15 protein-coding genes are annotated in these 25,982 nt (G+C 37.2%); 5 read left to right on the forward strand and 10 right to left on the reverse strand.

The window, feature by feature from the left end; genetic code table 11:
* Window positions 1-16 precede the first annotated feature (16 nt).
* The 4 genes from hutG to hutI all read right to left on the reverse strand — a co-directional run bounded on the left by hutG (window position 17) and on the right by hutI (window position 5,585).
* On the reverse strand, window positions 17-931 hold the full coding sequence (gene hutG / locus ACNFU2_RS11475) for a formimidoylglutamase (RefSeq protein WP_345991799.1): 915 nt from the start codon (window positions 929-931) through the stop codon (window positions 17-19).
* 21 nt (window positions 932-952) lie between these two features.
* Entirely contained in the window at window positions 953-2,038 is a 1,086-nt protein-coding gene (locus ACNFU2_RS11480; protein WP_345991797.1) for a DUF695 domain-containing protein, read from the reverse strand.
* A gap of 102 nt (window positions 2,039-2,140) precedes the next feature.
* Entirely contained in the window at window positions 2,141-4,138 is a 1,998-nt protein-coding gene (locus ACNFU2_RS11485) for a BCCT family transporter (RefSeq protein WP_273649628.1), read from the reverse strand.
* Window positions 4,139-4,355: 217 nt separating this feature from the next.
* Window positions 4,356-5,585 carry an imidazolonepropionase gene (gene hutI, locus ACNFU2_RS11490; protein ID WP_418121742.1) on the reverse strand — a complete coding sequence of 410 codons (1,230 nt, stop codon included), beginning with the start codon at window positions 5,583-5,585 and terminating at the stop codon, window positions 4,356-4,358.
* A 148-nt stretch (window positions 5,586-5,733) separates the two neighbouring features.
* On the opposite strand from hutI, the gene ruvB reads away from it, so the two are divergent.
* The 4 genes from ruvB (at window position 5,734) to coaE (ending at window position 8,976) form a co-directional block, all read left to right on the forward strand.
* Entirely contained in the window at window positions 5,734-6,756 is a 1,023-nt protein-coding gene (gene ruvB, locus ACNFU2_RS11495) for a Holliday junction branch migration DNA helicase RuvB (RefSeq protein ID WP_172280723.1), read from the forward strand.
* A gap of 83 nt (window positions 6,757-6,839) precedes the next feature.
* Window positions 6,840-7,451, forward strand: a complete 612-nt coding sequence (locus ACNFU2_RS11500; RefSeq protein ID WP_273649630.1) for an FMN-binding negative transcriptional regulator — start codon at window positions 6,840-6,842, stop codon at window positions 7,449-7,451.
* 21 nt (window positions 7,452-7,472) lie between these two features.
* Entirely contained in the window at window positions 7,473-8,339 is an 867-nt protein-coding gene (locus ACNFU2_RS11505; protein WP_172280727.1) for an MBL fold metallo-hydrolase, read from the forward strand.
* 7 nt (window positions 8,340-8,346) lie between these two features.
* Window positions 8,347-8,976 carry a dephospho-CoA kinase gene (coaE, locus tag ACNFU2_RS11510; protein ID WP_172280729.1) on the forward strand — a complete coding sequence of 210 codons (630 nt, stop codon included), beginning with the start codon at window positions 8,347-8,349 and terminating at the stop codon, window positions 8,974-8,976.
* Window positions 8,977-9,073: 97 nt separating this feature from the next.
* Here the strand turns inward: coaE and ACNFU2_RS11515 are convergent, their stop codons facing one another.
* The 4 genes from ACNFU2_RS11515 to ACNFU2_RS11530 form a co-directional block, all read right to left on the reverse strand.
* Window positions 9,074-15,529, reverse strand: coding sequence for a GEVED domain-containing protein (locus ACNFU2_RS11515; protein ID WP_418121745.1), 6,456 nt, complete (start codon window positions 15,527-15,529; stop codon window positions 9,074-9,076).
* Window positions 15,530-15,698: 169 nt separating this feature from the next.
* The gene (locus ACNFU2_RS11520) at window positions 15,699-18,719 is read right to left on the reverse strand and encodes a reprolysin-like metallopeptidase (RefSeq protein WP_418121747.1); all 3,021 of its coding nucleotides are present in this window, start codon (window positions 18,717-18,719) and stop codon (window positions 15,699-15,701) included.
* A 361-nt stretch (window positions 18,720-19,080) separates the two neighbouring features.
* Window positions 19,081-21,999 (reverse strand): reprolysin-like metallopeptidase, encoded by a 2,919-nt coding sequence (locus ACNFU2_RS11525; RefSeq protein WP_418121749.1) that lies wholly within the window; start codon window positions 21,997-21,999, stop codon window positions 19,081-19,083.
* Between the two features lie 275 nt (window positions 22,000-22,274).
* Window positions 22,275-24,293 (reverse strand): M43 family zinc metalloprotease, encoded by a 2,019-nt coding sequence (locus tag ACNFU2_RS11530; RefSeq protein WP_418121751.1) that lies wholly within the window; start codon window positions 24,291-24,293, stop codon window positions 22,275-22,277.
* 88 nt (window positions 24,294-24,381) lie between these two features.
* Between ACNFU2_RS11530 and ACNFU2_RS11535 the strand changes: the two genes are divergently transcribed.
* A complete protein-coding gene (locus ACNFU2_RS11535) occupies window positions 24,382-24,825 on the forward strand; it encodes a hypothetical protein (RefSeq protein WP_418121753.1) in 444 nt (147 codons plus the stop codon).
* Window positions 24,826-24,855: 30 nt separating this feature from the next.
* Here ACNFU2_RS11535 and ACNFU2_RS11540 read toward each other — a convergent pair whose 3' ends face one another.
* The gene (locus ACNFU2_RS11540) at window positions 24,856-25,515 is read right to left on the reverse strand and encodes a DUF6048 family protein (RefSeq protein WP_345991776.1); all 660 of its coding nucleotides are present in this window, start codon (window positions 25,513-25,515) and stop codon (window positions 24,856-24,858) included.
* Window positions 25,481-25,960, reverse strand: a complete 480-nt coding sequence (locus ACNFU2_RS11545; protein WP_172280742.1) for a DUF6452 family protein — start codon at window positions 25,958-25,960, stop codon at window positions 25,481-25,483. The genes ACNFU2_RS11540 and ACNFU2_RS11545 overlap by 35 nt, the downstream gene beginning before the upstream one ends.
* Between the last annotated feature and the right edge of the window lie 22 nt (window positions 25,961-25,982).

Consider the following 25,982-nt stretch of genomic DNA (forward strand, 5'->3'; position numbering starts at 1 on the left):
AAGAATATATTTTTTGTTATACCATAAACCATTCGTTGATCAGGCTAGCCGCAAGTCTTGCTGTTCTCTCCTGAATATCGTAAGAAGGGTTAACTTCTGCCACATCTAATGCGACCAGTTTTTCATTTTTCAAAATATGCCTGTAAAAATGCATAAATGTACTATCTGCAAAAATACCGTTATAGGCGGAAGCTGAAACTCCGGGCGCTACAGATGCATTAAAAACATCCATACATATGGTAAGATAAGCAACATCCACCTCATCCAACAAATCATTAATGCGTTGATAGATGGACGGCAGATTCTCAAAGAATAGTTCGTCTGCCAAAATATATTTCATTCCATATTGATGGGCCGTATCGAACAATTTCAGTGTATTGGAATTTCTTTGGATCCCGATATGCAGTGAGTGAATATCTCCTTCCTGGGCAATTTGCCAGAATCCGGTTCCGGAACTTGCTCCTACCCCTTCTTCCGGTTGGCGGTTGTCGAAATGAGCATCAATATTTATAATCCCGATCTTCTGTTCGGGAAATGCCGTTTTTACACCCAGATAATGGGCATATGTAAGTTCATGTCCACCACCGATAACGAGAGATTTACCTCCTTTTAATAAAACCTTTGATACGTTTTTAGCAAGACTCTGCTGTGCTTTTTCAAGATGAGTATCCTCGCAGGTAATATTTCCAAAATCCCACAACGAGAAATCGGGAAGGATTACAGGAAAATTAGACATGTTCTTTCTTATAATATCCGGAGCATCTTTCGCTCCCAATCTTCCTTTATTCCTTTTTACTCCTTCTTCTACAGCAAAACCATGCAAAACGAAATCATTAGTAGAAATAACATCGTAATCATTTTCAATTTTTACTCTTTGAAAAATTCTGTGATAAAGTAATTCTTCACCATCCAATCTTCCTTGCCAAATCATGATTTTATTTAATTTTTTAATTTATATAGTGTAACGTTCAAAACTCTGCCAGTATTTGTCTTTATAAATTTCAAGAGAAATTTCGTATTCAGGATGCTCAACGATTATTTTCGGAATAACCCTGGAAGGATCGCGGAAATCTTTACTTGCAAAATAGCATTCTCTGAGATTATCTGCACTCTCGTGTCCTATATACAAATGTCCTTCCTCTACTTTTAATTTATTTATAATTTTTTCTTCAATCTCATTCAGCCTTTCATGATCATCATTTTCAGGAAGTCCGTTATTGCTTCTTCCTTCATATTGCATTCTTATCACTGAAATCCATGGATAGGAAGCTTTGGCATCATAGGTCAACAGTGATGTGTTCACTGTAGCAATAAGTGGCAACCCGTTTTGCAAACTTGCTTCCAACACCGAAAACTGTTCTTCATCATCAATGTTCTTTACATTTTTATATTTTTCTGTAAACTCTCTCTCCCTCCATGCAAGGAAATCTTTTAATTTAATGACTGGAATCAGTTCTTTTTTCGCTTCTTCCTTACTTATAATATTAAATGTGTCAATCTGTGTCGCAAAATTCAATTCGCCTAAAAAATTATCCAGAAAAACACAGATCCCTTTTACAACAGATTCTTTATTCTCTGGCATTAAACCTTCATACACAAAGGTAATGTCTATTTCATCAGGATATCCCTCGCTTTCATTCGGATAAAATAAAATGTTTTCACCGGTAAACTCTAGGCCGTCCATTTGAATTCCGTGAGCAGCATCCATCTCAGGTTTTAAAGCGGTAAATTTCCAACGCTCCAAAACAGGAGAAGCTTCAACAATTTCTTCTGCAAAAACAATATTTTTAATTTCGCCATCTACGGTAATAATGAGTTCTACAGTAGAATCATCGTACATACCAACGAGAAAGTAATATCCTTGATTAATCTGTTTAAGTTTGGGAGAAATAATATCGAAAAAACCACTTTCAATATGATCATGATTTTTTATAATTTCATAAAAATCCTTTTCCTTAGTCAGAAACCAATCCCAAAAATCATTGTAATTCCTGGTCGCATTACCGATATTTCTTATTTCCTTACCGAAGAATCCCATACTGTTTTATTTTATTTTCATCAATAGAGTTTTGTCCGGTAAAACTATATAATATTGTGCATATACTCAAACTCCTTTTAATCAATTACACGATGTTTCTTTTTATACTTTATTCTGATTGGCATTGCTGCTGATAAACATTTCATTCTTTTCTTCCGATACAATCTCCAGAAACCTCTCATAATGTTTCAGAACGTCGGAGATCAATTCATTTTTAGTAAAATATTGTACATCATAACCTTCTCTTGCATCACCAAAATATGATTTCGGATAATGGGTGGTATTATGTTCCAGGTCCGGAAGATTTTCCTCATGGATAATATATTCTGATACCGTCTTTTCCTGGTTTTTAATTCCATAAATAAAGTTATTAACAACTCCATGATGAATTTCTATTTCTATTTTTGTAGGATTATCGCCGTAATTCATCTTCACTTCAATCCCATTATCTGCAAATTCTTTCTGCAGCTCCAGAAACCCTTCTTTCACTGTGGTATGGATAAAGCTATCCACGGATGAGTTGTCCTTAAAGGAAACAATACGCTTCAAACGTTCTTTCCAGAATTCACCGGACCATGGAACTGCAGAAGCCGAAAAGTTCCTGTCATAATATTTCTGATCGATGATCAGCGCCTTCATTAAGCTTACAATGAATAAAAGTACAATAATTGAAAATGGCAGGGCTGTGATTAATGTCATACTCTGGAGTGCTTTCAGGCCTCCTACATTAAGCAATAATAGTGACAGTACAGCTAGCAAAAGCCCCCAGAATATTAATTGCCATTTTGGAGATTTCTGCGCATTTTTGGTTGCGATACTATTCATTACAAATATTCCTGAATCTGCTGAAGTCACAAAAAAGATTATAATGATAACGATGACGAAGAAGCTTGTAATCGTAGATAAAGGCATGTATTCGAGAAAACGAAACATTAAAGCATCAGGATCAGATGCAAATTGGCTCAATTTACCATGCGCGATATTGAAATCAAACCAAATAGCACTGTTCCCAAAAACGGACATCCATATAAAATTAAATAATGTAGGCAGTATTAAAACAGCCAGAATAAATTCTTTAATGGTTCTTCCTTTTGAGATTCTAGCAATAAACAATCCTACATAAGGGGACCATGAAATCCACCACGCCCAATATAGAATCGTCCAGTCATAAAACCATGGCAGTGTATCTTTTTCGTAAACATGGGTACTAAAAGTAAGATCGAAAAAATTATTGATATAATTTCCCAAACCTTCGGTAAAGCTTCCGATCAAGTAAACGGTTGGTCCTAATATCAGCACAAACAACAGAAGAACAATTACACTGATGACATTGATATTACTCAATATCTTAACACCTTTGTTTACCCCGCTGATCGCCGAAAAAACCGACAGAGAAATGAGAATGAAAACAATAATGATCTGGTATATGAATTTATTTTCCGGGATTGCTCCCAATATGTGTAAGCCGGAATTGATCTGGACGACCCCAAAGCCTAATGTAGTGGTAATTCCAAAGAAGGTACAGCAAAGGGCAAAAATATCAATAACATTTCCCCATTTTCCATTGATTCTATCTTTAAGCAAAGGATAAAAACAACTTCTCAGAGATAGTGGCAACCGGTATCGATAAGCAAAATAAGAAAGTGATAATCCTACAATCCCATAAATAGCCCACGCGTGGATTCCCCAATGAAAAAAGGTATAAAGCTGTGCCTGTTTCGCCCTGTTTACATAATGGTTATTACCAAAAACTTCAGAGGAGTAATGCTGCATAGGTTCCGCTACACTAAAATATATTAAACCAATCCCCATCCCTGCAGCGAACAGCATCGAAATCCATGAAAACAGAGAATACTCCGGCTTGCTGTCATTGGCTCCCAGTTTTATATTAGCATATTTACTAAACATAAGGTACACAAGAAAAATCACAAAGATGGTGACTGCCCAAACGTAAACCCAATTCAGGTTAACAAAAATGAATTCCTTAATTTCATTTAAGATACTTTCTGTAGATTTCGGGTAAATAGCTGACAGAAAACAAGTTCCTATAATAAAAATAAGACTTGGAATTGTTACTCCTTTATTAAATGTTGATTGCATACTTCGGAATTTCATCATATCTATTTTTCAAATTAAATTATTGATACATTATTCAGGCATAGCCGCAACAAAAGCATTCAAAAAGTAAGAAAAATAATATGATCTTTCTTTATCAGTACACTTAGGAACTACAGAATTACTTTTCACCCATGGAAAAATAACAGGAGCATATTAAGGAAACTTATAATAAGATAAACGGGAGAAAAGGTACTTTATATTACACTTTCCACTTTTCCCCATTGATATAAATATTTTCAGCGGTTAAACTTCCCTGATTATATAATACGTTTTGAAAATTATCGGTTTTAAAAGTTACAAAATCCGCTTTTAATCCCTTTTCTAACCTTCCCCTGTCTTCTAATCCCAGAGCATATGCCGAACGAAATGTAATACCTGCTAAAACTTCAGCGGTCGTTAACTTTTCGTATGTTGCTAAAATGGAAGCCTGGGTAATCAAGTTACCCATTGGTGCGGAACCCGGGTTCCAGTCACTGGCTATTGCAAGAATAGCTCCTGCATCCAACAACTTTCGTGCCGGAGTGAACTTCTCCCCCAGTCCTAAACTCGCTCCGGGTAGTGCTGTGGCTACTGTATTGGAATGAGCAAGAAACATGATGTCGTCATCAATTGTTGCCTCTAAATGGTCCGCAGACTGTGCTCCTACTTCTACTGCAATCCTTGAACTTCCGGGAGTAAATTGATCTGCATGAACAGTTATTTCAAAACCGAGCTCTTTAGTTCTTAATAAAAAATCCTTACTTTCTTCCGGTTGGAATGCTGACTTTTCAATAAAAATATCAACTCTTTTAGCAAGTCCTTCTTCTTTTACTTTAGGCAAAATTTCTGCGATAATAAAATCTAAATAAGATTTATTATCTCCCTCAAAATCTTTCGGCTTCAAATGTGCGGAAAGACAGGTAGGAATTAATGTGGCTTTGGTTAGTGTTTGTGCTTTTTTTATTATTCTCAGCATCTTGAGCTCATTTTCCACATCCAGACCATAGCCGCTTTTCACTTCAATGGTTGTAATTCCCAATGAAATAAGAAAATTGATCCTTTCTGATAAAGTTTTAAGCAACTCTTCTTCTGACGCATTTCTTGTATGTTGTACAGAACTCCAGATGCCTCCTCCGCTTTCAGCAATTTCAAGATAAGTTTTTCCTGCATTTCTCATGGCAAAATCATTTGCTCTGTTTCCTCCAAAGCAAATGTGAGTATGGGAATCTATGAAAGCAGGAAGCACGATCTGTTCACCTTCAACCTCTTCAATTGTTACATTGGGATATTCAGATCTTAATTCTTCGAAATTTCCAACTTTCTGAATGGTTTCACCTTCAATCAAAATACCTCCGTCACCTATAATTTCAAGTTGTTGATCAGATAATTTTCCTCTCAGTGAAAGATTAGCGAGTGTAATGATTTGCTTAAATGGTCCTATTAATTTCATAAGTAAATGGTCAGAAAATATTGTATTGGGATTTAAATTTCCATTCCAAAAATACTTAAAAAATATCTTTTAACCTTGATTTTTTAGCATAACCTTTTCCCCAACCTAAGTCTAAAATCCCTATCTTTGAGGTAAATGAAATGAATTAATGCCTGATTTTTTACATCCAGATAAGGAAAACTTTTCTCATGAAGAGCTCATGCAGGAAGAACAGATTCGTCCCCAGAGTTTTAAGGATTTTGCGGGACAGAGAAAGACGTTGGAAAATCTTGAAGTATTTGTAACTGCGGCTAAAAAGCGAGGCGGAGCCCTTGACCATGTTCTTCTTCACGGGCCTCCGGGACTTGGAAAAACAACTTTAGCGAACATCATTGCGAATGAATTGGGTGTGAATTGTAAAATAACATCAGGTCCAGTTCTTGATAAACCGGGAAGTCTGGCCGGCCTTTTAACCAATCTGGAAGAAAATGACGTTCTCTTTATTGATGAGATCCACCGTCTATCACCTGTTGTGGAAGAATATCTTTATTCTGCGATGGAAGATTATAAGATTGATATTATGCTGGAAACAGGTCCTAATGCAAGGAGTGTACAGATCGGGCTCAATCCTTTTACACTGGTTGGAGCAACTACAAGAAGCGGAATGCTTACCAAACCCATGTTGGCGAGATTCGGTATCCAAAGCAGGCTTGAATATTATACCATAGAACTTTTATCCATGATCATCATAAGAAGTTCCAGAGTTCTTGGAGTAAAAATTTACGAGGATGCAGCCATTGAAATTGCAAGAAGAAGCCGCGGAACTCCCAGAATTGCCAATGCTTTATTGCGAAGGGTACGAGATTTTGCAGAAATAAAAGGTAATGGAGAAATAGAGATCAATATCACAAAATATGCGCTCAATTCTCTGAATGTTGATGAATTTGGGTTGGATGAAATGGATAACAAGATCATGCGTGTCATGATTGAAAATTTTAAAGGAAAACCTGTAGGTATTTCAGCACTGGCAACCTCTATCGCTGAAAACCCGGAGACATTGGAAGAGGTTTATGAGCCTTTCTTAATTCAGGAAGGATTTATTATCCGTACCCCAAGGGGAAGAGAGGTGACAGAAAAAGCCTATAAACACTTGCAGATTCCGATACCTAAAAATCCGGGGGAGCTTTTTTAGGCTTGTTATTTAAAATATAATCGAGCTGATAAAGGTGTTGATCTTTTAGCCTTATGATAAGAAATATAAAGAGTTATTAATTAATGTTTATACCGAAGCTATACAGAAGTGAGGATTATAATGTAATGCGTGAAATCATTAGAGACAATGCTTTCGCTTTACTTATCTCTTCAGTCGACAAGATACGGGCCACTCATTCCATGATGATGCTTAATGAGGATGATCCGGATCACATTTATATTGAAACTCATATTTCCAAAGCCAATCCACAGGCAAAAACACTGAAAAAAGGAGATGAGGTATTATGTGACTTTTTAGGAGCACACACTTATATTTCCAGTAGCTGGTATGATCATATCAATGTTTCAACATGGAATTATGAAGCTGTACAAATTCATGGTAAAGTAGAACTTATGAATAATGAAGAACTTTACGCGCATCTGGAAAAGTTAACCAATAAGTATGAAAAGTTTCAAAAATGCCCTGTACTGGTAAAGGATATGGGTAAAGATTTTGTAGAAAAAGAAATGAAAGGAGCATTTGGAATAAAAGTAATACCAACGGAGATCTTTATTAAACAAAAACTTTCCCAAAACAGGAAAGAAAAAGATTATCAAAATATTATTTCCCATCTTGAAAATTCGGATGAGCAGGGAAAAAAGATTGCTGAAAAAATGAAACTTAACAAAAATTAAATACATAAAACATAATATTATATGAAGCTATATCCAATACAATGTGGAAAATTTAAGCTGGACGGCGGCGCTATGTTCGGAGTCGTCCCAAAGAGTCTGTGGGAAAAAACCAATCCTGCAGACGAAAGAAACCTGATAGAACTGGGAACTCGATCTTTGCTTATTGAAGATGGTAAGAAACTGATTTTAGTGGATTGCGGTCTGGGAAATAAACAGGATGAGAAATTTTTCGGACATTATTCTCTTTGGGGGGATGATAATTTAGATAAAAACCTTAAAAAATATGGTTTTGTAAAGGAAGACATTACTGATGTTTTTCTTACCCATCTTCATTTTGACCACTGTGGAGGAGCCATCGAATGGAATGACGATAAAACGGGGTACAGACCGGCTTTTAAAAATGCTCATTTCTGGACCAATGAAAACCACTGGCAATGGGCTACTGAGCCTAATCCGCGAGAAAAAGCAAGTTTTTTAAAAGAAAATATCATTCCTATGCAGGAAAGTGGTCAACTGAATTTTTTACCACTACCAACGACAGGAAACTATGGTTTCGCCCCGGACTTGAAAATGGATGTTATTTTTGTTGACGGACATACCGAAAAGCAAATGCTTCCTGTAATTCAATATCAGGAAAAAACAATCGTTTTTGCTGCAGACCTTATCCCTACAGCCGGACATATCAACCAGGTTTATGTGATGGGATATGATACAAGACCTCTCTTGACAATGGAGGAAAAAGGAAAATTTTTAAAGCAATGTGTCGATAACGAATATTTATTGTTTTTCGAGCATGACGCACATAATGAGCTGGCCAGTCTGAAAATGACAGATAAAGGAGTAAGGCTTGATGAAGTTCACAGTTTTAATGACGTTTTCGGATATTAATTGAAGTATGGAAGAATTGAATTCAGAAACACAAAAAGCAGAACCGGAACCAGCACCCAAGATCATTGGCCTTACTGGTGGAATAGGTTCAGGAAAAACAACGGTAGCCCATTTTATTGAAGAATGCGGATTTCCGGTTTATTACTCTGATGACAGAGCAAAAACCATTGTCAATGACAATGATACCCTAAAAGAAAAGATTAAAGAGCTCTTAGGAGCACAGTCTTATGATAATACCGGCCTTTATGACCGGAAATATGTTGCAGACAAAGTTTTTAATAATTCGGATCTACTGCAAAAATTAAATGAAATCATACACCCCGCTGTACGAATTGATTTTGAACAATGGGTAAAAGAACAGTCAAAATATTTAGTTTTTAAGGAAACTGCCTTATTATTTGAATTAAAGCTTAATCTGCAGTGCTACAAATCACTTTTAGTAACTGCACAAGACAACATAAGAATAAAAAGGGTAATGGACAGGGACAACAAAACCTATCGCGAAGTACAGGCTATTATGGAGCGGCAAATGCCCGAAAAAGAGAAAATAAGGCTTGCTGATTATATCATCTATAATGACACTAATTTAGAAGATTTAAAAGAGCGGACAGAACGCACCATCTTCGAAATAGAATAAAAAAAGAGCTCGTTAGAAAATAATTCTAACGAGTTTTTTATGTAAAAAAATAAGCTCTCATTTCTGAGAGCTCATTTTTTAATAGTAAATAATTTAATTATTCTTTGATAAACTTCTTCTGAGCTGTGCCCTGAACATCATCGATATCGATAACATATACTCCATTTATCAATCCGCTTACATCAATCTTATTATTGAGGATAATTCCTCCGGAAACAAGCTGACCTGCTGCGTTGTATAGCTTATAATTAGCTTTCTTGCTAATATTTTTCACATACAATATACTGCTTACCGGATTAGGATAGATCAGAATTTCAGTCTGGTTAACAGGATTAGGTACTGCCTGCTTAGAAATTCTTACGGTATAATCTTCAACTTCTCCGTTTGCAAAACTTACACAATTCACAGGAATCGCATCTTTCTGCATGGCAACTCTCATCACAACATATTTAAAATCCGTCATGCTGATGAATGCATCCGCCGGTACACTGAACGTTCCTTTAACAGGGGTTGTTGAGTTAGGCGAAGACACAAGGATTCTTTCATTAGGATCAAATGTTCCACTTCTGTCGAAATCTATCCATACAGCAATACCTTCATTATTCGTTGTTCCTGTCCATGATTTAGCAATTGAAATCTCATTACCAGTAGATCCCTGAATCAATTCAATAAACTTGGTAGGATCTCCGGTAAAGTCTGAATAATTCTGAGCATTTGAATCATTTGACATTTGCGGTTTACCAGTAGGTTTTACCGTAACGTTTGAAATGTATTCACTCACAGAACTTCCAGACGACATCTGACAATAAATAACGGTAGGTGTTGTAAAGAAGTATGGTTGTGTATACGTACCAGGAGTACCGCTACAAATATTAGCAACCTGTAATTCATACTTCGTCAACTCTGTTAATCCCGTAAGGGTAAGTGTATTGGTAGCCACCGGAACCGTTGTCCAGCTCGGAATACCTACTTTTCTGTATCTTAAGATATAAGTAGCTCCCGGGAATGGATCCCAAACTACAACAGCTGTTGTAGGAGTCAGGTTAGTGATGGTTAAGCCCGGAGGTGGTAATTCACATGTCCTTTCTGTAGTAAATACTTTAGGATTTGAATATGGATTGATTGTAGTCTCACCCACACACTTGTTAGCCACCTGAACCTCATAAGTAGTGTAAGGGCTTAATCCTGTCAACTGATAAGAGTTCCCAGGTGTTACCGGCACAGTTACATCCACCCACGTGGTTGTTCCCACTACTCTGTATCTTAATACATACGTTGAACTTGGCGCAATTGGTGCCCATGTTACTAATGCAGAGTTTGTTGTTACGTTACTGATTGTTACAGTAGGAGGCGTAGGATCACATCTGGTAGAGAATGTTTTAATCGCGGTAAATGTACCTGGTGTTGTACCACAGCTTGCAGCAACCTGCACCTCATAAGTAGTAGCAGGAGTTAAACCTGTTAACTGAATTGGAGGGTTACCAAGAAGAGTAGAAACGTTAATACTCGTCCACGCAGTAGATCCTAAAGGTCTGTACTGTAAAATATAGGTAAGCCCATTGGTTACACCAGTCCAGTTTACGATTGCTGAAGTATGGGTAATCGTATTAAACGCAAGGTTTGTAGGTGTACCTGTTGCACATGGTCTTATTCTCACTGCATAATCTTCCACTTCACCATTCACAGCTACCTGACACATTACAGGAGAACTGGAACGTTTTAGCACCACTCTCATTGTTGTTGTAAGAGGTCCGCTGTATGCAGTAGACGGAACATTGAACAATGCATTAACAGTACTTGTTGAATTGGAAGCTACTGCCATGATTTGTTCATTTGTCTCGAATACCCCATTTCGGTTAAAGTCGATCCAGGCACTTACAGCATCACTGTTGGTTGCTCCTGCCCATCCTTTAGTTACGGCGATTTTATTTCCCGTTGAGCCAAGCTCAAGGTTAATCAACGTAGCTGGTGTAGTATAACTGATATAGTTTGTCTGTAATGAGGTATTACTCATTGGAGCAATTCCCGGATTTACAGAAGTCACTGTTACATTAGCTATATAATCATTGGTTCCTGTTCCTGTCATGTTACAATAACTGATAGCAGTTGTAGTAAACGGAATTGAAGCAGAGAAGGCACCTAATGTACCACTACATCTTGTGGCAACCTGTACCTGATATCCGGTTAATTCGGTAAGCCCAGTAATCGTGTAGCTATTTCCAGGTGCAAGTACAGGATCAATTGTTGTCCATGCTCCTGTAGCCCCTAATCTCCATCTTAATACATAAGTAGCTCCCGTAGATGCTAACCAGGAAACATTAGCAGTAGTCGCAGTAATGTTGGACACTGTAATATTGCTTGGAGGAGCTGTTGTACATGGTTGAATGTCTACAAATTTAACTGCATAATCTTCTACTTCACCATTACTTGTTAAGTTCTGACATGCATTATCAATTGTATTATAGTATACGATAACACGCATTTTGACAATGTTCGTTCCTGTATATGCATTAGCAGGAACCGTGAAAGTAGCAGTCACAGGAGTAGTACTGGAATATCCAAGATTCATTACTCTCTCCGTACCATTATCAAACACACCGTCTCCGTTATAATCAATCCATACTGATGTAGCATACGTACTTGATAAGATCACTCTACCAATAGAAATATTATTTCCGGTAGAACCGCGAACAAATGTAATAAGTTTAGTAGGGTCAGTAGAATAATCTGTATACGTCGTTGCTCCAGAATTATTGATCATCATAATCGAATTCGTTGGAGTAACGGTTACATTATTTATATATCCGTCACCTACAGTCGCAGTACCGGAGTTACAGTAACTAACGGCCAGTGTGGTGAAATTCACAGATGTAGACCAAGGTCCCTGATTTCCCCCACAGATGGTTGCCACCTGCACTTCATAAGCAGTGGTTGCATTTAAGTTAAGGATCGTATAGGTATTTCCAGGCGCCGGAACAGGATTAACGGTTGTCCAGGCTGCTGCTGCTATAGCCTTATATCTTAATACATAAGTAGCACCTGTAGAGTTTAACCAGGAAACCGTCGCAGTAGATGCACTAACACCTGTTACAGAAATTGGTGAAGGTGCAGCGGTAGAACATGGTTGTAGGTCTACAATTTTAACTGCATAATCCTCTACTTCACCATTAGTAACATTGACACATGGATCATTGATATTTGATGAAGAAATGATGACTCTCATTCTAAGGGTAAGCGGACCATTATACGATGTGTTTGGAACCGTATATGTTGCCGTAATCGGAGTTGTAGTACTTGTTGTACTGTTGATTACCCTTTCATTGTTTTCAAAAATTCCGTTTCTGTTAAAATCGATCCATGCTCCGACAGCCAGAGATGGAGGGAATGTACTTGGTGTGATCCATGATTTGCTCACAGAAATTGCATTATTTGCAGATCCACGTACTAACGTAATCAATTTAGTTGGATCCACGGAATAATCCGTATAAGAGTTTGCTCCGGAATCATTATTCATAATATATGAATTGGTCGGAGTCATCTTAACATTTGAAATATATCCGTTGGTACTGTTACCTGTTACTGTACAGTAGTTAACCGCCGGAGTACTGAACTGAACAGGAGCTGTAAACGTTCCAGTAGTCCCGGAACAAATATATGCCACACGAACTTCGTACTGTGAAGATTCTGTTAAACCTGTAATTGTATAAGCACTGGTTGTTAATGGAACAGGTATCCATGCGGTTGCGCCAACAGCTCTGTATTCAAGTATATAGGTTGCTCCTACAGCAGGGTCCCACATTACGTAAGCTGATGTAGCCGTAATATTTGTTACGCTTAAATTCAATGGAGCATTACTTGTACAAGGTATAGGCTGAATTAATTTCACAGCATAATCTTCTACTTCTCCATAAGTAAAGTTCTGACACATCACAGAAGGAGAGCTAAAGCTTAGAGCCACTCTCATTCTTGTTGTAGAAGGTCCATTATATGCATTGGCAGGAACTGGGAATGTAGCTGTAACCGGGGTAGTTGTACTTGCCGGAGAAGTCATTACCTGTTCATTTGTTTCAAAAATTCCGTTTCGGTTAAAGTCAATCCATACATTCACAGCTTCACTATATGTACTACCCGTCCACCCTTTCGAAACAGAAATTGTATTGTTAGCAGACCCGATCACAAGATTTACCAAAGCACTTGCTGTTGTCGTGTAATCAGTATAAGTAGTTCCTAAAGAAGTATTACTCATTACGGCAGCTCCCGTAGGTGTTACTGTAACATTAGCAATATACTCATCATTAGAATTGCTTGACTGCATCTGACAGTAGTTTAGTCCCGGTGTTGTAAAGTTAACAGAGGCAGAGAAAGTACCCTGCGTTCCTGAACATACATTAGCAACCTGAACTTCGTATTGAATTCCATCCGTAAGACCTGTTAATACTGTAGTATTGGTCGTTGCATTTACTGTAATCCATGTTGTGCTTCCAACAGGACGATACTGAACAACGTAAGTTGCCCCGGCAGAAGCAGCCCAGGAAACAGTAGCCTGAGTCTGAGTAACTGCAGAAACTGTAATACCAGTCGGCGCAGCTCCAGTACATGCAGCTAAACTGGCTACTGTAGCACTGCCAATGGCATAAAATACATTTCCGATCGCACTTACTCTGATTTTCACGGTAGACCCTAATGTTAAAGCTCCAAAAGTTAAGCTTTCACTTCCATCATTAGGAGTAGATGGCGCCAAAACATTCCAGGTAACTCCATTGTCCGTAGTGTAATCTATTTTAACATTAGCAACACTATAAGGAGCAGCTGTGGTATTTACCACATCCCAGGTTACAGTGCTTGGTCCGTTATTATAAGCTGTTGCTGTTGTAACCTTAAAAGGTCCTGCACTACCTACGATAATTGTTTGTTCAGCAAACTGTGTCTGCTGTTGATTCGCAATGGGACTATTATCTCTTACTGTTACAGAGAATTTGGTTGTTCTCGCAACATTAGAAACAGATTCCCATCCATTATTCGAATTGTTAAGAACTCCGGCAAGCACAGAAGATAATTTAGGAAAATATCTAGTTGGACTTGTCGTTGGCAATACCGATCTAAAGGTTGCACCTGAAGTTGTTGTTCCTAAATTATTCTTGTTAATAGTAACGCTTGCATTATCCACTTCTTCCCAGGTATAGGTCATTGGATCATTTTCCGCATCGGTGGCAGAAGCTGTTAATACGAATGCGGTTCCTTTAGGAATATTATAAGTTGGTAATGCAGAAATCACAGGTGGATTGTTGGCAACTGTAGTTTCAACATCACAGGTTTTAGAAATTAGGTTAGCCTGTACCTGCTTGATACTGGCGATATGAAAATAATCATCTGAGTGAGGCTGAACATCGGTATTAGCTCCGGTAATTCCTGCATACCCCATAATTGTGGATCCAGAACCGGGTTCCATATTCACCCCTGTTCCTTCAAGACCGTGAGAAAATGTATGGTTTGCTCCTAACTGATGACCCATTTCATGGGCAACATAATCAATATCAAAATTATCTCCTTGTGGAATCCCATCTGCTGGCGATGTATATCCGGATCCTTTTCCTTTCGGAACTCCTGTAGTTGGATCTACGCAAACGCATCCGATACATCCTGCATTACCTCCACCTCCGGAAGCACCAAATAAATGCCCTATATCGTAATTGGCATTACCTACATTAGCCGTTAAAGTATTTTGCAATTCTAGATTCCATGCACCTCCAGCTCCTGCAGCAGCCGGAGAATAGGGATCGGTTGCCGGGTTGGTATAAATTACACCCTGAAAGTTTTGTAAATTTAAGTGTAATGCAAAATCTTTTTCAAATACACCATTTACCCGGGTAAGTGTTGCATTAATAGCCGCCATCGCCCCAGGAACTGTTCCTCCATGGAACTGGGTATATTCTCCTGTTACAGACATTACCAATCTCATCGTTCTGTACTTCTTATCTGAAGACTTCGCAAAATTAGTAGTTTGATTGCTAAATGCAGATCCTTTCTGATAAAGTTTGTTGATCTCTTCCTTATCCAAAAGGCTTTCATTCATGGAGCATAGAAAACCTTCTTTGCTCTTATCAGTTTTCGGATGCACACCGTAAACTGTCTTTTCTCTATTTAGAGGTTCTACAAATTCAGCGATCCCGTTTTTGATGATCATAGACTGAAAATCATTCGGCGCTAAACTGAACCTCAGATACTTACCCGGATCGTCGATTCCGACTCCGACATAAGATCCAAGTTGATACTCGTCTGCCAGTTCTTTTACAACAACCGGAAAGCTGTAAACGGCAAACCTTTCAATTTTCCCATCCATGGTTGGCAATGAAATTGTTACAGGTCGGGCATTCTTGCCCGTCTCCTGTGCATTGGCCAGTTGGGATTTTAATAAGGGAATGTCTAGAGAGTAATAGTTCTTAATTTCAGAACTTCCTCTGATTTTATCTCCTCTGAAAGATGTCGGGCTCCATTGTGCACTGGTGACCACAAACAGACAGAGAAGAAAGAAAGAAGTAAAAATTTTCTTCATAAGCTTCTCAATATATTATATTAATTACACAAATCTAATCATTTTTCATTATTAATTTGTGGCTACAATCATTTTTTTTATACAAATTTCACAATAATATATTTTATAAGTTCAAAATAAAAAAATCCCCAGGATTACCTGAGGATTTTTTATTGATAAAAATAATATCTTACTTTTTAATGAATTTGGAAGTGAATACATCTTTTCCTTTGTCATCAATTGTAATTACATAGCCACCTTTGATCAAAGCAGAAACATTAATTTTTCCACCATTGATATTCCCGCTGTCTACCAACTGACCCGCAGCACTATAAATTTTATATGCAGCTTTATCAGAAACTTTAGTAATGTTTAACACATCACTTGCCGGATTAGGATATATCTGGATACCATCGTTTTTAATAGCAGTATCAGAAGTTCCTAAATTAGAAGCAATGATCACATTGTAATCCTCAACTTCTCCGTTCGGGAAACCTCCACATGCAAAAGAATCTGGAATAGTAGCCCCTATACCTGCAGGATTTATCAGAACAGTAACAACTCTCATTCTTAAAGGAGTATTAGTCATAGCACTTGCAGGCACCGTAAAGTTTCCTGTCTTAACTGTAGCACCAACCGGTAATGCTACCACAGGCATATTTAAAACTCTTTCATTAGCTTCAAAAACCCCATTTTTATTATAATCGATCCATGCAGCCATACCATTAACTGAAGCACCACTGATTGTTGTAGTAACGGAAACACTTATCGAATTCGTACTATTAGGCAACAAAGTAGGTTGTAATGCAGCATTAGTGGTAAAGTTTGAGTATGAACTTCCTACAGTAGTATTATTTACTGTTCCCAACGTTACATTGGAAATATAATTAACTTGTCCACTTGTACTTGATGAAGTACAGTAAGTTACAGCTGAAGTGGTAAAGTTTGTTGAAGCTGAATATGCACCTGGAGTTCCAGAACAAACTGCAGATATCTGCACTTCGTAAGCTGTTCCGTCAGTTAATCCTGTTAATGTTACTATTGGGGAAGTAGAAGTTGTTTGTTGCCAAACAGCCTGCCCTACTTTTCTATAACGGATATTATATGTTGCATTAGCTACCGGAGTCCAGCTGATCGTTGCTCCGTTAATTGTAATATTACTTGTAGTAATTCCGGTAGGAGCCGTACCATCACAAGGAGCAAAAGCTTCAACAGTAATAGGCTTCACAGCATAGAAAATATTTCCGATAGCAGAAATTCTCAATTTAATCACCTGCCCGTTCAATGAAGTCGGGAACGTATAAGATTCTGATCCGTCATTAGGTGTTGAGGCAGAAAGCACAGTCCATGTTGTTCCGTTATTTGTTGTATAATCAATTTTAACGTTGGCAACACTGTAAGGAGCTGCTGTAGTACCTGCAACATCCCACTCTATTGGTGTAGGAGTATTAACGTTGGCATATTGTGTATTAACCTTAAATGGACCATTGTTCCCAACAACAACTGTTTGAATATTATAATCTGATTGTTGTTGAGCAGGATTAACATTATTATCTCTGACAGTTACGGCAAAATTAGTAGTTCTTGCAACTTGTGAAACTGATTCCCATGTATTATTGCTATTATCTAAATATCCATTTAATACAGATTCTAATTTAGGAAAATAACGGGTTGGGCTTGTTGTTGGATTCACAGATCTGAAAGTGGCACCACTAGTTGTTGTCCCAAGGTTATCTTTATCTATCTCAACGGAGGCATTATCAATTTCTTCCCATGCATACGTCATAGGATCATTTTCTGCATCCGTAGCAGAAGCCGTTAATACAAATGCCGTTCCTTTAGGGATGTTATAATCCGGCATATCTGCAATCACAGGAGGATTATTGGTAATTGTAGTTTCTACATCACAAGTTTTATCAATCAGGTTTTCATTAATCTGGTCAATACTTACAATATGGAAATATGGATCAGAATGCGGCTGAACATCAGTAGTAGCTCCGGTGATACCAGCATATCCCATAATGGTAGACCCTGACCCTGGCTCCATATTCGTTCCTGCACTCTCTAAAGAATGAGCAAAGGTATGAGTTGCCCCTAATTGATGTCCCATTTCGTGAGCAACAAAATCTATATCAAACGTATCCCCTGATGGCGGAGCTGCTGCACTAGGATTTACACTCCCTGTTAAAGGAGAAGTAATACCAGACCCCTTCCCATAACCCGCTACAGGATCATAAGTAGTACCTACAGGGTTAAGGCAAACGCAACCAATACAACCAGCATTTCCTCCTCCTCCGGAAGCACCAAATAAATGTCCTATATCATAATTAGCCTGTCCAACATTAGTTGCCAGTATATCTCTAAGAGACGTATTCCATGAAGATGGAGGTTGATTGGCATTTGTAACAGTAGCATATGGATCCGACGCAGGATCGGCATAAATAAGCGCCGGATAATTTAATACATTTAAATGCAAAGCAAAATCTTTTTCAAAAACAAAGTTTACTCTTGTTATCGTAGCATTAATTTGCGCAAGAGCCTGAGGTACTCCTCCAAAATACTGGGTATACTCTCCTGTAACAGACATTGCTAATCTTAGTGTTCTATACTTCTTATCATAACTTTTATTAGTAAAGCCTAACTGACTTGATGCAGATTTGCCTTTTTTAAGCAATTCATCGATTTGCTTTACGGAAGATGGAGCTTCTGCTGTACTACATACAAATGCTTTATCTCCTGTTTTTGCTGTTTTAGGATGCACATAGTATAATCCTGTTGATTTATCTACAGGTTCTACAAATTCATAACTCCCATTATTGAATAACATCGATTGGAAATCATTTGGAGCAACAGAAAATCGGATACTTTGTGAAGGATCATCAACTGCTGTTCCTACATATGAGCCTAATTCATATTGATCAGCAAGCTCTTTCACCACAACAGGAAAACTATAAACATTAAAGTTTTTAATCTTACCATCCAGTGTCGGAATAGAAACAACAACCGGTTTAGCATTACGCCCAGCTTCCTGCGCGTTTTTCAATTGAGATCTTAATTGGTTCAAATCCAATTTGAAATAAGATGCAACAGCCACAGCCTTTACATCACCACCTCTTTTTTTGTTATCTAGTTTAGCAGCAGCTGGCGTCCATTGCGCAACGGCAGAACCACCGACTAAACTACAAAACAAAATAGTAAGTAATTTCTTCATAAATTAATATATTTTTAAATTCACATTTAACAAAAATATAAAATATAGAAGAGATATTTTACATAAAACACAATAAATATACAGATAAACTCAATACACCTAAAAGACTAACTAATTAGTTAAAAAATAACACATTTTTTAAAGATAAAAAATCATATTAAAAAAAATACAAAACACATCACTTTAACAACAATTAACACAAAATACTTTTATATCACCAGATAATCATAAAAAACCAACATCCATACAAAAACCCCTATACTGTAAAATATAGGGGTTAAATATTTTAATATAAAATTAATTAAACAAATTCAGTGATTATTATTAATAATATTCAAAAATAAAAATCACCTTTCATTATTTATTTTTTTATAAACTTGAGACTTTCTGAAATAGTATTATCTTTTATTGAAATGATATAAGCTCCTTTCAACAATTCAGCTACCCTTACCTGGTTATTGGTAATTACACCGCTTTTCACAAGCTGTCCAACCGCATTATGAATCTCAAAATTTGCCTTGTTGGAAACCTTAGTAATATTCAACACATCATTCGCCGGATTAGGATAGATCTGGATCCCTTCATTTTTGACGTAAGATTCTGAAGTTCCGAGATTAGATGTTACCATCACATTGTAATCTTCAACTTCTCCGTAAGAAAAAGTTCCGCAGGTATTAGCCGCCCCCAATGAAGCCCCGGCACTTGTTGAATAACGAAGGATAACCCTCATTCTTAAAGCCTGGCCTGTTACCGCAGACTGTGGAACTGTAAATGATCCGGTAACAGGAGCAGATATAGCAGCTACTGGGAAATTAAGAACCTTTTCAGAGTCTTCAAACGCTCCATTTCTGTTATAATCTATCCATGCTGCAACTGCATCAGTATCAGGATCACCGATAGTTACAGAAATCGGATAAGTACTGCCTTTAACCAAATTGATCTGTAAAGCAGGGTTAGTTGTATAGTTGGTATAAGAACTTGCCAGAGACGGATTGTTTATATTAGCAACCGTTACATTAGAAATATACTCATATGTAGAATCATTTGCAGAAGAAGTACAATATGCTAAATTTTGTGTTGTGAAGTTTATGGATGCTGAATAAGTTCCTGTTGTACCACTACAAACAGTAGCCACCTGTACTTCATAAGCTGTACCATCTATCAAACCATTCAATGTAGTATAAGGAGTAGTTACATCCACCGATGTCCATACTGTTTCAGACACCTTCTTGTAACGAAGCTTATATGTAGCTCCAACAACTGGCTGCCACGCAACATCCGCAGAATTTGCTGTAATATTAGAAACAACAATATTAATTGGTGCCGCACTCGTACAAGGAGCAAGAGTAGTAACCATGATTGATTTAACGGCATAAAAAACGTTTCCTATTGCTGAAATTCTTAATTTAATAGTTTGTCCGTTCAGAGCAGAAGGTAAAGTAACGTTTTCTGAACCGTCATTTGGTGTAGTGGCAGCAAGCACTGTCCATGTAGCCCCGTTATCAGTTGTATAATCGATCTTCACATTGGCAACACTATAAGGAGCCGCAGTCGTATTGGCAGCATCCCATTCTAAAGATGAAGCTCCGCCACCGTTAAGATACAAAGTATTAACCTTAAACGGACCGGTATTACCCACGATAATCGTTTGATCGGCGTATTGCGTCTGCTGCTGATTAGCCGCAGGGTTATTATCTCTTACCGTTACTGTAAATTTCGTTGTTCTTGGCACCATGGAAACAGATTCCCATTGGTTATTTGAGTTATTAAGAACCCCTGATAACACCGAGGATAATTTAGGGAAATATCTTGTAGGACTTGTCGTAGGAACTACAGATCTGAATGAAGCTCCGGTAGTAGTAGTCCCCAGATTATTCTTATTAATGGTAACACTTGCATTATCCATTTCTTCCCAGGTATATGTTAAGGGATCATTTTCAGCATCTGTAGCAGAAGCTGTTAAAACGAATGCTGTCCCTTTAGGAATATTATATGTAGGTAAAGCTGCAATTACTGGAGGGTTGTTAGCAACCGTAGTTTCCACATCACAGGTTTTAGCTATTAAATTAGCCTGCACCTGTTTGATTGTTGCAATATGAAAATATGCATCAGAATGAGGCTGAACATCAGTATTCGGACCTGTAATCCCGGCATACCCCATAATAGTAGTCCCTGAACCTGGTTCTACATTTACACCTGTTCCTTCAAGACCGTGCGAGAATGTATGATTTCCACCTAACTGATGCCCCATTTCGTGAGCAACATAATCAATATCAAAAGAATCTCCCTGCGGAACATTATTAGCAGGTGAAGTAATTCCGGAACCTTTACCTTCCGGTTCTGCCGTTGTAGGATCTATACAAACACATCCTATACATCCTGCATTTCCTCCTCCTCCGGAAGCACCAAATAAGTGTCCGATATCATAATTAGCATTGCCTACCACCGAAGTCAGTGTATTTTGAAGCTGTAAATTCCAGTTCCCCATCTGAGCAGCAGGAGAATATGGGTCTGTTGCAGGATCTGCATAGATAAGAGCAGGATAACTTAATACATTTAAATGCAAAGCAAAATCTTTTTCAAAAACACCATTAACTCTTGTCATTGTTGCATTAATCTGGGCAAGCGCCTGAGGAACCCCTCCGAAATACTGAGTATATTCTCCGGTCACAGACATAGCCAATCTCATAGTTCTGTATTTCTTATCAGAAGATTTAGAGAAAGAAGTAGGCTGATGAGCAAAGGATTTCCCTTCCTTCAACAATTCTTTAATTTGTTGCTGAGAAACAGCACTTTCTTTTGTCGAACAAACAAAAGCTCCCTCTTTTTTTGTTTTCGGATGTACACCATATACTGTTTTATCAGCATTTACAGCATCAATGAATTCGTATTGCCCATCCTGTATAATCATCGCCTGAAAATCATTAGGAGCCACAGAAAATCTTAAATATTTACCAGGATCATCCATACTTACTCCAACATAAGAACCCAGCTGGTATTGCTCTGCAAATTCTTTTGTCATTACAGGGAAACTATACACCGCAAATCTTTCGATCTTTCCTTTTAAAGTAGGAAGTAAAATCTCTACAGGTTTAGAATTAGTACCCATTTCCTGAGCACCTCTAAGTTGTGTTTTAATTTTCTCGAGATCCAGCTTATAGTAATTTCTCACATTAGTGGATTCAAGTTTGTCACTTCTTTCAAATTTAGTTGGAGTCCATTGCGCAAAAGCTGAAACCCCAATTAAACTACAAAATAAAGTAGAAAATAGTTTTTTCATAAATTAATATCTTTTTAAAAATTTGGTTAAACAAAAATATGAAACCAATACATATTTATACTACAAAACATCAATAAAATCAAAAAATTATTTATACTTATAAACTATTAAATGAAAATATCAGGATATTATTGAATTTTTAATAAACCATTCAATCCATAATAAAATCAGTCCTATAAAGCAATTGGAAATCATAATTCACAAAAGCAATTGTTAAATTATAAGTAAAAAAAATACCTCAGTAAACTGAGGTATTTTCTATTGTTCTATTGAATCTATTTTTTAATAAACTTAATGCTTTCTGAAACAGCATTATCTTTTATTGAAATGACATACGCGCCTTTCACCAATTCAGCTACTCTTATCTGATTGTTGGTTATAATACCACTCTTTACAAGTTGCCCAACAGCATTATGAATTTCAAAATTGGCCTTATTGGAAACTTTAGTAATGTTCAATACATCATTTACCGGATTAGGATACACTTGAATTCCACTGTTTTTAATGTTAGATTCTGATGTTCCCAGTACCTGTACTTTTAAAGATCTGCTTTGCGTTGAAGCAAAATGAGATCCGGAAAGAAGGGTTGTTCCTGATAAAGACTTAATATTGTAATATCCTCCATACGGATAGAATCCATCACCAAATTCATCATTAACTGTTAATGTATAACACTCATCAGGACTTAAGGTCCAGTTAAATGTCTTCAGGGCAGGAAGAGCTCCCGTTGATGAATCAGTATAAGGACCTCCACTCTCCACAGTAGCCCCTGAGCTATTCTTTAAAGTCCAGCTTGTTTCAGAACCATATTGATCCAACTGAAGATTAAATACAACATTAGCGTCAGCTCTCACTACAGCTCCCAGATAATTTACTGTGATATTACTGTTAGATGCTCTTTGATCCGTAGTACCATTTACTGATGTTACATTGATATTCATTTGACCACCTAATACATTAGCATCCATTGGTAGTGTAATTATCTGGTATTTATCCTGAGCAAGATTTCCCGACCAGTTGTATGTTTTCGAATTACCATTTACAGAGTAAGTAATTACCGCAGATGTTAATGGGCTTGTTCCTCTATTATATAAAGATATTTTCGGATTTTGAGCTGCTGTAGTAGCACAGGTTGCTGTAGCACATTCTCTTTCAAGCTTTACTTCTGCATCATTTGGAAATAAAGGAATTGGCTGATCTGCAATTGAAGTCTTCAGCTCCATTCTTCTTGGAGAATTATTCATTACGGCAGTAATTCTATCTTTTTGATTGATTGTAAAGATATTCATACAGGTATCATTCGTATAATCCATATAGTTCTGAACCATTTCGAATACAGAAGGATTGGTACAACTTGCGATTGCAGGATTACAAGTATAATTGGATGTATGAGCTGTAGGAGTATCTGCACAGAAATCATCACCACAATTTGCATCCCCCCAGATATGTCTTAGACCTAAGAAATGCCCTACTTCATGTGTCATCGTTCTCCCTTTATCATAAGGAGCCCCAAGAAGGAATGTATTATTTACATTATAATCGCTGCTTCCAAATGTTGCATAATTAGCCACAACACCATCTGAATAAGCTTCACCTCCCTGTACATTCAAGCCAGGTAGTCCTGACGAAGAAGGGAACTGCGCATATCCTAACAAGGTATTATCACTAAATTTCACACTCCACATATTCATGTATTTGGTAGGATCCCAAATAGTTGAAGGCTTTACAAAAGTTTCGATATCAGCTCTTGCCCATGAAGCCTGACATAAGTTAATTCTATCAATACCATTCGTAGGATTTCCATTTGGATCTACCTTAGCCAAAGCAAACTGGATTTGCACGTCTGCCCCCACTGCATTATTATTAAAACCAGGAGTTCCCGCAAGTCTACGGTAATCGTTATTCATTACGGTAATTTGAGAAATAACCTGCTCATCAACTATATTAGGAGCAACTCCCAGATTCTGACCATTATGGATAACATGCACCACAACAGGAATTGTAATAATATTACCATTTTGGGATTTATTAGCTTTAGCATTTTGAACCAATGGAGCCAACCATGCTTCAAATTGGTCAGCATTCATTCTGCCAGGGAATTTTGCCTGCAAATAGTTCTCATACTCTACTGTAGAGCATCTTTCAAAACCATGCGATTGTGTAAGTTCTTCAGAAGATTTGCTTACAAAGTCCGCTTTCTTTTTAACAGCTCCATTTTTGCTCTGAGCGCTTAAAGCAACCGTAGCAAATAGAGGTAATAAAAAAAGAAATTTCAAAGTAGTAGATTTTTTCATTCTATAAATTTCTATAAGATTCGCAAATATATCAGTTTAGATTAATATATTTAACTATATTTAAATAAATAAAATAAAAAAATACAAAATGAAAAACATTATCATATTATTATTCTCAATAACAACAACTATTATTGGAAGTTGTCACTCTCAAAAAAGCACAGAAAACAAGCATGTTATAAAGAATAATCAGAAAAACGATCTGGAAAAAATTGAATTAACAGAGCAAACGCGAGGTACCGATAGAAAAATAACTTTTACCTCAGATTCTATAGTAACATATCTGAATGGAGAATCAAAGATCACAAAATCAAATGATACTCAATGGACAAGTATTGTAAAACAAACCAGTTCATTGAATCTGGATAAACTATCTTCCTATACCGCTCCAACAACAGGTCGCTTTTCGGATAGTGCTTTATCTTCAGTAATCATTATTACCTATAAGGGGAAAATATATCAATCTTCCGGATTCGATGCCGGAGCACCTCCAAAAGAACTGAAAGCTCTTTATCTGCTGCTAAAAAAATAAACCTGAAGAAAACTTCAGGTTCAGATATTTTTAAAATTTATAGGCTATATTCCAGGAGAACCCCATATTGAATTTGGAAGAACTCCTTCCAAATCCAGGGACGATCATGGGCTGTATATCGTCCTGTTTGGTTGTAAATACCATATATTTAGGCTGGAGGTTGACATCAATATAAAAATTGGATTCAAATAACTGTACTCTTCCTCCTATCACTCCTTCAAGCCAATAAGAAGATTGGGTAGAAGACGGAAAAGCTACAGAAGAATTACTACCTCCAAACCCCCGCACAGGCACAGCCATATACTCCTGAGTATAAAATGATCCTGCTGCCTTTCCTCCGGCATAAAAACCATTAAATTCATTCTCCGGATCCTGGGCTAACATGTAAAAAGCTCCCAGCTTAACAAATGGCCCATTCACTTTAGCGTCATATCCGTTTTTCTGGTATACATTTTTTTCAAAACCAGCTTCTGCAATTGCATGTACATTTCCGTTTATTTTGGAAGATATAAAACCTTGGTAGAGTTTTCTATCCGAAAAAAAGGCACTCCCAGCATTGAGAAGATCCAAACCAACCATAAAATTTGGTTCATATTTCCATTTTTCTTTTTTTTCCACAGGCTTTTTTTGCTGAGCAAATCCAAGCAGGCTTATGCTAAAAAAGAAGGTAAAGATTAGTTTTGTCTTCATTCTCTATATTATTTTGTCCTATTTCAACTTTCTTTACCGGATTGCTCGGTGTTGGTGAATCAGAGTTCAGGTTTTCATATGTTTTTTTCAATCCACATCCGGGAGATACATATGTAGATTTAGTGGTATAACTTATCCTTACCTTTGACTCAGTCCCCTTGTCCGCTAACCGGAAGTATACGTCTGTATAAGGGGAATCGTCAACCCTTAATGGAATGAGTCTTGAACTTATTTTTTGCTGTTTTCCCAACTGCACTTTTCCGTTCCCATAATCTACGGCTACGTAAAGAGAGTCTAATGTTATGATTTTGTCATTATCTGCATTTTTAAAAGCAATTTTAATTCGTGGCGTACCTTCACCACTCTCACAGATATCATCATCTCCGCCACAGGAGCAAAGCATTCCCAACATCAGGGTTAATAAGAGAAATTTAAAATATTTCATAATAATATTTAAACTCAAATTT

It is taken from the genome of Chryseobacterium sp. PTM-20240506 (assembly GCF_048296755.1).
GTDB lineage: Bacteria > Bacteroidota > Bacteroidia > Flavobacteriales > Weeksellaceae > Chryseobacterium > Chryseobacterium proteolyticum.

Excerpts from the sequence above, each read along its gene's own strand:
- hutG (WP_345991799.1), bottom strand. The coding sequence starts at position 931 with ATGATTTGGCAAGGAAGATTGGATGGTGAAGAATTACTTTATCACAGA.
- ACNFU2_RS11480 (WP_345991797.1), bottom strand. The coding sequence starts at position 2,038 with ATGGGATTCTTCGGTAAGGAAATAAGAAATATCGGTAATGCGACCAGG.
- ACNFU2_RS11485 (WP_273649628.1), bottom strand. The coding sequence starts at position 4,138 with ATGCAATCAACATTTAATAAAGGAGTAACAATTCCAAGTCTTATTTTT.
- hutI (WP_418121742.1), bottom strand. The coding sequence starts at position 5,585 with ATGAAATTAATAGGACCATTTAAGCAAATCATTACACTCGCTAATCTT.
- ruvB (WP_172280723.1), top strand. The coding sequence starts at position 5,734 with ATGCCTGATTTTTTACATCCAGATAAGGAAAACTTTTCTCATGAAGAG.
- ACNFU2_RS11500 (WP_273649630.1), top strand. The coding sequence starts at position 6,840 with ATGTTTATACCGAAGCTATACAGAAGTGAGGATTATAATGTAATGCGT.
- ACNFU2_RS11505 (WP_172280727.1), top strand. The coding sequence starts at position 7,473 with ATGAAGCTATATCCAATACAATGTGGAAAATTTAAGCTGGACGGCGGC.
- coaE (WP_172280729.1), top strand. The coding sequence starts at position 8,347 with ATGGAAGAATTGAATTCAGAAACACAAAAAGCAGAACCGGAACCAGCA.
- ACNFU2_RS11515 (WP_418121745.1), bottom strand. The coding sequence starts at position 15,529 with ATGAAGAAAATTTTTACTTCTTTCTTTCTTCTCTGTCTGTTTGTGGTC.
- ACNFU2_RS11520 (WP_418121747.1), bottom strand. The coding sequence starts at position 18,719 with ATGAAGAAATTACTTACTATTTTGTTTTGTAGTTTAGTCGGTGGTTCT.
- ACNFU2_RS11525 (WP_418121749.1), bottom strand. The coding sequence starts at position 21,999 with ATGAAAAAACTATTTTCTACTTTATTTTGTAGTTTAATTGGGGTTTCA.
- ACNFU2_RS11530 (WP_418121751.1), bottom strand. The coding sequence starts at position 24,293 with ATGAAAAAATCTACTACTTTGAAATTTCTTTTTTTATTACCTCTATTT.
- ACNFU2_RS11535 (WP_418121753.1), top strand. The coding sequence starts at position 24,382 with ATGAAAAACATTATCATATTATTATTCTCAATAACAACAACTATTATT.
- ACNFU2_RS11540 (WP_345991776.1), bottom strand. The coding sequence starts at position 25,515 with ATGAAGACAAAACTAATCTTTACCTTCTTTTTTAGCATAAGCCTGCTT.
- ACNFU2_RS11545 (WP_172280742.1), bottom strand. The coding sequence starts at position 25,960 with ATGAAATATTTTAAATTTCTCTTATTAACCCTGATGTTGGGAATGCTT.